Raw genomic sequence first — 9,166 nt, forward strand, 5'->3', positions numbered from 1 at the left:
GGCCGAGGCGGTAGGAACGGGACGTGACCGGTCTCTTCGGCGCGACCTTCGCGCGCGGCGGCGCGGCGACCGCCGTCTCCGACTCCGCCTGGTTCGACGCGCTGCTCGACGTCGAGGCCGCCCTCGCCCGGGCGGCCGCGGCGACCGGCCTGGTGCCCACCACGGCGGCGGACGCCGTCACCCGCGCCTGCGCCGAGCCGGCGGCGCTCGACCTGGCCTCGGTGGTCGCGCACGCCGCCGACGCGGGCAACCCGGTACCGCCGCTGGTGCGGGTGCTGCGGGCGGCGGTGGGGGAGCGCGACGGGGTGGCCGTCCACGTGGGCGCCACCAGCCAGGACGTCGTCGACACCGCGCTGGTGCTGCTGGCCCGCCGGGCGGTCGGCGCGATCGACCGGGACCTCGCGCTCGCCGCCGACGCCGCCGCGCGGCTGGCCCGCGACCACCGCGACGCCCCCGTCATGGGTCGCACGCTGATGCAGCAGGCGCTGCCCACCACCTTCGGGCTCAAGGCCGCCGGCTGGGTCAGCGGGCTGGACGGCGCCCGGCTGCGGCTGGCCGAGGTGGTGGCCTCGCTGCCGGTGCAGTACGGCGGCGCCGTCGGCACGCTCGCCGGGAACGACGGCTCCGGCACCGCGCTGCGGGCCGCGCTCGCCGCCGAGCTCGGGCTGGTCGCGACCGCCGCGCCGTGGCACACCGTGCGGCTGCCGGTCGCCGACCTGGCCGGCGCGCTCGGCGCCACCGCGGGGGTGCTCGCGACCGTCGCGGTCGACGTCGTGCTGCTGGCGCAGACCGAGGTCGCGGAGGTGGCCGAGACCGGCGCCGGGCGGGGCGGCTCCTCGGCCATGCCGCACAAGCGGAACCCGGTGGCCGCGATCTCCGCCCGGGCCTGCGCCCGGCGGGCCCCCGGTCTGGTGGCCACCCTGCTCGGGGCCATGGAGCAGGAGCACGAGCGGGCCGCCGGTGCCTGGCACAGCGAGTGGCCCACCCTGACCGACCTGCTCTCGACCGTCGGCTCCTCGGCGGCCTGGCTGGTGGAGAGCCTCGACGGGCTGCGCCCCGACCCGGGGCGGATGGCCGCGACGGTGGCCGCGGCCCGCGACCCCGAGATCGCGGGCGCGCTCGCCGACGCGCTCACCCCGCTGCTCGGGCGGGACGCGGCGCACGACGAGGCCGCGACCGCCGTCCGGGAGGCCGCGGCCACCGGGCGCCCGCTCGCCGACGTGGTGGCCGGCCGGGACGACGTCGACCTCGCCGACCTGCTCGGCGGGCGGCCCGACGTGGGCGAGGCGGGCGCGCAGGTCGACGCCGTCCTCGCCGAGCACACCCACCTGGTGGAGGGAAACCGATGAGCGCCGTCCCCGTCTCCTACACCGTCGCCGGGCCGCCGGACGCACCGCTGGTCGTCCTCTCCAACTCCCTCGGGGCCACCCGGGCCATGTGGGACCCGCAGGTGGCCCCGCTGGCCGAGCGGTTCCGCGTGGTCACCTACGACGGCCGGGGCCACGGGGCGTCGCCCGCGCCCCCGGGCCCCTACGCGCTCGACGACCTGGTCGACGACGTCCTCGCGGTGCTGGACGAGCTCGGCGCGGAGCGGGCGCACGTCGCCGGGGTCTCCCTCGGCGGGATGGTGGGCATGCGGATGGCGGCCCGGGAACCCGCGCGGGTGGCCGGGCTCGCGGTGCTGTTCAGCTCGGCGAAGACCGATCCGGAGGGCTTCCGCGACCGGGCGGCGCAGGCCCGCGCGGAGGGCACTGCCGGTTTCGCGCCCACGGTGGTGTCCCGCTGGCTGACGCCGTCGTTCGCCGCGGAGCACCCCGGCCTGGTGGCCCGGCTCGAGGCGATGATCGCCGGCGCCGACGACGAGGGCTACGCCGCCTGCTGCGAGGTGGTCGGCGGCATCGACCTGCGCGAGGACCTCGGCCGCATCACCGCGCCCACCCTGGTGGTCTCCGGTGCCGAGGACCCGGCCCTCCCGCCCCCGCACCAGGAGGCGATCGCCGCGGGCATCGCCGGGGCGGAGCTGCTGACCCTGAGCCCGGCCGCGCACCTGGGCAACCTGGAGCGGCCGCTGGAGGTCACCGGCGCGCTGCTCGCCCACTTCGACGTTGCGGGAGGCTCGGCATGAGCACGGACGACGAACGCCGCCAAGCGGGCATGCGCACCCGCCGCGAGGTGCTGGGCGACGCGCACGTCGACCGCGCCGTGGCCGGCACCACGCCCCTCACCGCCGGGTTCCAGGACTTCATCACCCGGGTGGCGTGGGGCGACGTGTGGCAGCAGCCGGAGCTCTCCCGCCGCGACCGCAGCCTGATGACGCTGTCGATCACCATCGCGCTGCGGCACTGGGAGGAGTTCGCCCTGCACGTGCGCGCGGCGGTCAACAACGGGCTCAGCGACGAGGAGATCGGCGCGGTCATCCAGCACGCCGCCGTCTACGCGGGCGTGCCCGCCGCCAACCACGCCTTCAAGGTCGCCGGCCCGATCCTCGACGAGATGCGCGACGGGCTCGCCCGCTCCTGACCGAGGGCACGGGGACCCTCCCCGACGGGGCTCAACGACCCTCCCCGGGCCGGCGAGGTCTCGGCAGCCTCGGGGCCGTGGAGACGACGAGGAAGCAGCCGTTGGCCGTCGCGGTGGTCGCGCTCGCCCGGTGCGCGGCCGCAGGGGCCGGGCTGGCCGTCCGCGGGCGGATCCACCACCCGCGCACGGACGTGGGCGTGCGGCTCGCGTTCCCGGGCGGCCGGACGTCGTGGGTCTACCGCGAGACGGTGGTCGAGCGCCCGCCGGCCCGGGAGCCGTGCGTGCTGCTGGTCGAGTTCCGGCTGCGCGGGGTCCGCGGCCGCGGTCATGCCTGGTTCCGGGCGGAGAGCTGGCTGAACCTGCCGCTGTTCGTCGGCTTCCCCGGCCTGCTGACCAAGTGGTGGGTCGCCGCGGACGACGACGGCGTGTACCGCGGGCTCTACGAGTACGACGGCGCGGGACGGGCCGACGGCTACGCCCGGTCGCTGGCCTGGGTGCTGGGGCTGGTCAGCGTCCGCGGCTCGGTCCGCCACGAGGTGGTGCCCGGGGCGCGCCGCTCCGACGTGGTGGGACCCGCCGGTCCGGGCGGGGTCCGGCCGGTGCGCCTGCCCGTGCCCGGCGCGGCCGCGGGAGCTGCCCGGTGAGCGGTCGCCTGCTGGTCGTGGGGGCGGGGCCGACCGGCCTGGCCCTCGCCCTGCAGGCCGCGGCCCACGGCGCCGACGTGCGGGTGGTGGACCGGCGCCCGGAGGCCTTCCGCCCGTCGCGGGCGCTCATGGTGCACGCCCGCACGCTGGAGGTGCTGCGTCCGCTCGGCGTCGTCGACGACGTGCTGGACCGCGCCGACACGGCGCCGCGGGCGCGGCTGCACCTGGGCCGGCGGACGGTGCCGGTCGAGCTCGACCGGTTCGACCTGCCGGACACGCCCTACCCGCACCTCACGCTGGTGCGCCAGATGGACGTCGAGACGGTGCTGGCCGCCGCCCTCGACCGCGCCGGCGTGCGGGTGGAGCGCGGGGTCGAGCTGCTCGACGTCCGGGACGGGGCCGCGGGGGCGGCGGCGGTGCTGGAGACGCCGGCGGGCACGGAGCACGTGGCCGCCCGGGCCGTCGCGGGCTGTGACGGGGTGGACAGCACGGTCCGGCGGCTGGCCGGCATCGGCTGGCGGGGTGGCGGCTACGACCGCGAGATCGTGCTCGCCGACGTCGACCTGGCGGCCGGCGGCCCCGAGCCGGGCCTGGCGCACGTCGTCGTCGGCCGGCGGGGCCTGGTGTTCCTGTTCGCCCTGGGGGAGCTCGCCCGGTGGCGGCTGCTCGCCACCCGTCCCGCGAGGCCGGGCACCCCGGAGCCCGGACGCCCCGGACCGCCGGTGCCGGTGGCGGAGCTGCAGGAGCTGCAGGAGCTGCTGGACGAGGCGGGACTCGGCGCCCGGCTGACCACCGTGGCGTGGTCGAGCACGGTGCGGCTCCAGCACCGGATGGCCACGGCGTTCCGCTCCGGGCGGCTGTTCCTGGCGGGGGACGCGGCGCACGCGTCGTCCCCGGCCGGCGGTCAGGGCATGAACACCGGCCTGCAGGACGCGGTCGACCTGGGGTGGAAGCTGGCGCTGGCGCCCGGGTCGACCGCGCCGGCCACGCTGCTCGACTCCTACGCCGCCGAGCGGCGGCCGGTCGACGAGCGGGTGCTCGCCCTGACCCACGCGCTGTTCTGGGGGGAGTCGGCCACCGGCCCGCCGGGCTGGTGCGCGGCACCCTCGCCCCGTGGGCCGCCCCCGCGATGCCCTTCCTGCTGGGCCGGCGCCGGCTGGTCGCGGAGGGGGTCCGGCTGCTCGCCCAGCTCCGGACGCGGTACCGCGGGAGCGCGCTGTCGGTGGAGGCCGGACCGGCGCGCGGCGCCGTCCGCGCCGGGGACCGGCTGCCCGACCGCGACGTCGCGGTGGACGGGCGGCCCACCCGGCTGCACGAGCTCACCGCCCGGCCGGGCGTGCACGTCCTCCTCGACCGCGACGCGCGCTGCCCGGACCGGCCGGGCGGCCTGCTGCACGTCCACCGGCTCGGTGACCCGGGCCGCGGGGCGCTCGTCGTCCGTCCGGACGGCTACGTCGGCGTGCGCGCGGCCGATGCGGCCGACCCGGCCGTGCGCTGGTGGCTCGGCCGGGTCGGTCTCGTGCAGGACCGGCACGGGGTGGTCGCCGGCCCCGGGCCGGTCGTGCCCGCGCAGGCGTGACCGGGGGCGTCAGACGCCGGCGGGCAGCGGCATCTCGCGGACGTCGTCGGCGACGGTGAGCGGGGCGCCGGTCGCGGCGACCACCTCGTCGGCGGTCACGCCGGGTGCGGTCTCGCGCAGGACCAGCCCGTCGCCGGTGACCTCGATGACGGCGAGATCGGTGATGATCCGGTCCACGCAGGCCTTGCCGGTCAGCGGCAGGGTGCACTCCTGCACGATCTTCGGCGCCCCGTCGCGGGCGACGTGCTCCATCATGATGATCACCCGGCGGGCGCCGTGGACGAGGTCCATCGCCCCGCCCATGCCGTTGACCATCTTGCCGGGGATCAGCCAGTTGGCCAGGTCGCCGCGGGCGTTGACCTGCATGGCGCCCAGCACGGCGACGTCGAGGTGCTGGCCGCGGATCATCCCGAAGGACAGCGCGGAGTCGAAGAAGCTCGCGCCGGGCAGCAGGGTGACGGTCTCCTTGCCGGCGTTGATCAGGTCGGGGTCCTCCTCGCCTTCGAAGGGGTAGGGCCCCACACCCAGCACGCCGTTCTCCGAGTGCAGGACGACGTGCACCCCCTCGGGCACGTAGTTGGGCACCAGGGTGGGCATCCCGATGCCGAGGTTGACGTACTGGCCGTCCTCGAGCTCGAGGGCCACCCGGGCGGCGAGCTGCTCACGGGTCAGGCTCATGCGGGCGTGGCCTCCTCGCCGGCGGCGGCCGGGGTCTGCGAACGGTCGGAACGCGGGCGGGTGGTGCGCTTCTCGATCGGCTTGCGGTCACCGCCGACGACGACCACGCGGTCGACGAACACCCCGGGCAGGTGGACGTCCTCGGGGGTGATCTCGCCGGGCTCGACGAGCTCCTCGACCTCGGCGACGGTGATCCGCCCGGCCATCCCGGCCAGCGGGTTGAAGTTCCGCGCCGACTCGTGGAACACCAGGTTGCCGTGCCGGTCGCCCACCGCGGCGTGCACCAGCGCGAATTCGGCGGTCAGCGCGGTCTCCAGCACGTACTGGCGGCCGTCGAACTCGCGCACCTCCTTGGGGCGGCTGACCTCGACCACGTTCCCGTCGGCGTCGTAGCGGATCGGGATGCCACCCTCGGCGACCAGCGTGCCGACGCCGGTGGGGGTGTAGAAGGCGGGGATGCCGCTGCCCCCGGCGCGCAGCCGCTCGGCCAGCGTGCCCTGGGGGGTGAGCTCCACCTCCAGCTCACCGGACAGGTACAGCCGCGCCAGCTCCTTGTTGCCGCCGACGAACGAGCTGATCGTCTTGCGGATGCGGCCCGCGTAGAGCAGGACGCCGAGGGCCTGGTCGTCGACCCCGCAGTTGTTCGAGATGGTGGTGAGCTGGTCGGCGCCCTGGGCCAGCAGCGCGTCGATCAGCGCGTACGGCACCCCGCACAACCCGAAGCCCCCGACGGCCAGGGTCGCGCCCTGCCCGATGTCGGCGACCGCCTCCTCGGCGGAGCGGACGACCTTGTCCACGTCAGCCCTCCCGCTCTGCGGGGCCGGTTCCCCGGCCGTGGTCCGAACGCGCCCGATCCACCACGCTGCTCCCATCGTCGCCGCTGCGGGCCCCAGTATCGCGGGCGACGACGCCCGGGCGCGCCCGCCCTGCCCACTGGCCGGAAACGGACGGCCGCGGCAGGGGTCAGCGGAGCAGCGTGGTGAGCCGGACCCGCACGCCGCCGTCGCCGGGGTGGTGCGCCCCGCCGGAGATGTCGACGTGGTCGCACAGCTGGCGGGCCAGCCAGAGGCCCATGCCGCCGCGGGACAGGTCGTCCCCGTGGGCCGGCCCGTAGCCGGCGAAGGGGTCGTCCCAGCCCGGGCCGCCGTCGGCGATGGTGCAGACCAGGCGGTCCGGGGCGGTCCACAGCCGCAGGCTCACCGGGGGCACGCCGTGCCGGACGGCGTTGGAGGTCATCTCGTCGACGGCGAGCAGGAAGTCCTCGACGACGTCGGCGGGTGCGGTCAGGCCGGCGAGCTCCGCGGCGACCGCGTGCCGCAGGCCGACGAAGTCCGAGACCGCGTCGGCCGTGAACCGCGGGGGCGTGGCCTCCAGCGGCTCGTCGGGCACCGGCAGCGAGCGCAGGTAGCCGGCCGGCCGTGCGAAGCGGGCGTTGGGCGTGCGGGCCTGCGGCGTCACCACGTGGGCGTGGGTGTGCGCGGCGGAGGCGAGCACCGACTCCGGCAGGCGCTGGGAGTCGAACGCGCACACGCCCCACAGGTCCCAGCCGCGCAGCGCCTCGTTGATCACCGACTCGTAGCGCTCCCACTCCAGCCAGTTGCGCTCGGAGGGCCCGTGGTCGACCTCCCCGAGCACGCGGACGCGCGGCACCCCGGTGGCGCGCTGCTCCTCGGCCAGCTTCCGGAACGCGATGATCGCCGCGGGGGTGCGCGGCCGGTAGGCGTCGTGGCGGTCGACGACGACGAGCCGCGGGTCGTCCCCGAGGGCCTCGCGCAGCGCGGTCGCGGTGGACGCCGACGTGGCGACGACGGCCGCCTCACCCGCGTCCAGACCCGCCCGGAGGAAGGGGGCCGCGGTGGCGACCAGCTGGTCGAGCGAGTCGTGGAACAGCGCGTCGTGGGGGAACCCGCCGGGTGCGGGGTGGCCCACCCCGCCTGCCGCCGTCCAGCTCACCTGCGCCCCTGAATCGTTCCGCCGTCGTCCGAAATCCGTGCCCCACGGTAGGCCAGCGGGTCACGGCGGTCGGCCGGCACCCCGGGGAGCGCCCCACTGCTGTCGTGGCGGGGCGCTGTCGGCCGGCGAGACCACCGGTGGTGCCGGCGGCCGGCGCAGCCGCGTCGAAGGTAGCCGCCGCCCTCACGGGCTGCCACCCGGCGCGGGCAGCCTCCCCGTTTCGACCGCGATCCCAGGGGCAGGTGACCGGCCGACCCCGGAGGGAGAACACCATGGCCATCGCCACGATCAACCCGGCCACCGGCGAGACGCTCAAGACCTACGAGCCGCTCACCGAGGAGGCGCTCGAGGACAGGATCGCCCGCGCCGCGCAGGCGTTCGCGCGCTACCGGCTGACCACCCCGCAGGAGCGGGCGGCCTGGCTCACCGCGGCCGCCGGCGTCCTGGACGACGAGACCGACGCCGTCGCCGAGCTGATGACCACCGAGATGGGCAAGACGCTGGCGTCGGCCAAGGCGGAGGTCGGCAAGTGCGCCAAGGCGCTGCGCTGGTACGCCGAGCACGGCCCGGCCCTGCTGGAGCCCGAGCCGAAGGACGCCGCCGCGGTGGGGGCCGAGCAGGCCTACGTGGTGCACCAGCCGCTGGGCGTCGTCCTGGCGATCATGCCGTGGAACTTCCCGCTGTGGCAGGCGATGCGGTTCGCCGCCCCGGCGCTGATGGCCGGCAACGTCGGCCTGCTCAAGCACGCCAGCAACGTGCCGCAGACCGCGCTCTACCTGGAGGAGCTGTTCCGCAGGGCGGGCTTCCCCGAGGACGTCTTCCAGACCCTGCTCATCGGCTCCTCGACCATCGAGCGGGTGCTGCGCGACGACCGGGTCGCCGCCGCCACGCTCACCGGCAGCGCGCCCGCCGGCCAGTCGGTGGCCTCCATCGCCGGTGACGCGCTCAAGCCCACCGTGCTGGAGCTGGGCGGCAGCGACCCGTTCATCGTCATGCCCTCGGCCCACCTGGACCGGGCCGCCGAGGTCGCGGTCACCGCGCGCAACCAGAACAACGGTCAGAGCTGCATCGCCGCGAAGCGCTTCTTCGTGCACCGCGACGTCGCCGAGGAGTTCACCCGCCTGTTCGCCGAGAAGATCGGCGCCCTCACCGTCGGCGACCCGATGGACGAGGGCACCCAGGTGGGGCCGCTGGCCACCGAGTCCGGCCGGGAGGACGTCGAGAAGTACGTCGACGACGCCGTCGCCAAGGGCGCGCAGGTGCTGGTGGGCGGCAAGCGGGTCGACCGGCCGGGGTGGTTCTACGAGCCGACCCTCCTGACCGGCATCACCCCGGAGATGGACCTGTACCTGGAGGAGGTCTTCGGGCCGGTCGCGGCGCTGTGGACGGTCGACTCGCTGGAGGAGGCGATCGAGATCGCCAACAGCCACCCCTACGGGCTGGGCTCCAACCTCTGGAGCGAGGACGCCGGGGAGCGGGAGCGGTTCATCCGCGACATCGCCTCGGGGATGGCCTTCGTCAACGGCATGACGACCAGCTACCCGGAGCTGCCGTTCGGCGGCGTCAAGCAGAGCGGGTACGGCCGGGAGCTGACCGAGCTCGGCATGCGCGAGTTCATGAACGCCAAGACCGTCTGGATCGGTGGGCCGAGCAGCGAGCAGGCCGAGCGCAGCACCGCCGGTTCCGCCGCGGAGTAGCGACGCCCTTCCCGGCCGGGCCTCCCGTCAGCGCAGGCGGGAGGTCCAGTCGGCGGGGACGCGCCCGCGCGGCCCGGGGGCGGGCTGGTCGAGGG

9 protein-coding genes and 1 pseudogene are annotated in these 9,166 nt (G+C 76.4%); 7 read left to right on the forward strand and 3 right to left on the reverse strand.

All coding sequences use genetic code 11. The features are described 5' to 3' along the window. The first annotated feature begins 23 nt into the window (after positions 1-23). The 6 genes and pseudogenes from pcaB (at position 24) to E9565_RS15185 (ending at position 4,743) form a co-directional block, all read left to right on the forward strand. Positions 24-1,349 (forward strand): 3-carboxy-cis,cis-muconate cycloisomerase, encoded by a 1,326-nt coding sequence (gene pcaB / locus E9565_RS15165; RefSeq protein ID WP_236835720.1) that lies wholly within the window; start codon positions 24-26, stop codon positions 1,347-1,349. Then, entirely contained in the window at positions 1,346-2,125 is a 780-nt protein-coding gene (locus tag E9565_RS15170) for an alpha/beta fold hydrolase (protein ID WP_236835721.1), read from the forward strand. The genes pcaB and E9565_RS15170 overlap by 4 nt, the downstream gene beginning before the upstream one ends. Continuing rightward, positions 2,122-2,520 carry a 4-carboxymuconolactone decarboxylase gene (gene pcaC, locus E9565_RS15175; protein ID WP_236827698.1) on the forward strand — a complete coding sequence of 133 codons (399 nt, stop codon included), beginning with the start codon at positions 2,122-2,124 and terminating at the stop codon, positions 2,518-2,520. Before E9565_RS15170 ends, pcaC begins: the two co-directional genes overlap by 4 nt. Before the next feature lie 77 nt (positions 2,521-2,597). Next, on the forward strand, positions 2,598-3,164 hold the full coding sequence (locus E9565_RS15180) for a hypothetical protein (protein WP_236827699.1): 567 nt from the start codon (positions 2,598-2,600) through the stop codon (positions 3,162-3,164). Positions 3,165-3,181: 17 nt separating this feature from the next. Continuing rightward, positions 3,182-4,195, forward strand: a pseudogene (locus tag E9565_RS23605) (FAD-dependent monooxygenase); the annotation flags it as partial. A 62-nt stretch (positions 4,196-4,257) separates the two neighbouring features. Then, positions 4,258-4,743, forward strand: a complete 486-nt coding sequence (locus E9565_RS15185) for a hypothetical protein (RefSeq protein WP_236835723.1) — start codon at positions 4,258-4,260, stop codon at positions 4,741-4,743. Positions 4,744-4,752: 9 nt separating this feature from the next. Here E9565_RS15185 and E9565_RS15190 read toward each other — a convergent pair whose 3' ends face one another. The 3 genes from E9565_RS15190 to E9565_RS15200 all read right to left on the reverse strand — a co-directional run bounded on the left by E9565_RS15190 (position 4,753) and on the right by E9565_RS15200 (position 7,374). Continuing rightward, positions 4,753-5,421, reverse strand: coding sequence for a CoA transferase subunit B (locus E9565_RS15190; protein WP_236827701.1), 669 nt, complete (start codon positions 5,419-5,421; stop codon positions 4,753-4,755). Further along, complete coding sequence (locus E9565_RS15195; protein ID WP_236835725.1) at positions 5,418-6,218, reverse strand: CoA transferase subunit A; 801 nt, start codon at positions 6,216-6,218, stop codon at positions 5,418-5,420. The genes E9565_RS15190 and E9565_RS15195 overlap by 4 nt, the downstream gene beginning before the upstream one ends. Positions 6,219-6,384: 166 nt before the next feature. Beyond that, a complete protein-coding gene (locus tag E9565_RS15200; protein WP_236835727.1) occupies positions 6,385-7,374 on the reverse strand; it encodes a sensor histidine kinase in 990 nt (329 codons plus the stop codon). Positions 7,375-7,646: 272 nt separating this feature from the next. Here E9565_RS15200 and E9565_RS15205 point away from each other — a divergent pair, with 272 nt between their 5' ends. Continuing rightward, positions 7,647-9,071: an NADP-dependent succinic semialdehyde dehydrogenase gene (locus E9565_RS15205; protein ID WP_236827704.1), complete on the forward strand. Its 1,425-nt coding sequence runs from the start codon at positions 7,647-7,649 to the stop codon at positions 9,069-9,071. The last annotated feature ends 95 nt before the right edge of the window (positions 9,072-9,166 follow it).

The organism is Blastococcus sp. KM273129, assembly GCF_021698995.1.
In the GTDB taxonomy this organism is placed as follows: Bacteria; Actinomycetota; Actinomycetes; order Mycobacteriales; family Geodermatophilaceae; genus Blastococcus.

What these genes read in the sequence shown, in the direction of transcription:
- E9565_RS15190 (WP_236827701.1), bottom strand. Translation starts at nt 5,421, where the DNA reads ATGAGCCTGACCCGTGAGCAGCTCGCCGCCCGGGTGGCCCTCGAGCTC.
- E9565_RS15205 (WP_236827704.1), top strand. Translation starts at nt 7,647, where the DNA reads ATGGCCATCGCCACGATCAACCCGGCCACCGGCGAGACGCTCAAGACC.
- pcaC (WP_236827698.1), top strand. Translation starts at nt 2,122, where the DNA reads ATGAGCACGGACGACGAACGCCGCCAAGCGGGCATGCGCACCCGCCGC.
- E9565_RS15170 (WP_236835721.1), top strand. Translation starts at nt 1,346, where the DNA reads ATGAGCGCCGTCCCCGTCTCCTACACCGTCGCCGGGCCGCCGGACGCA.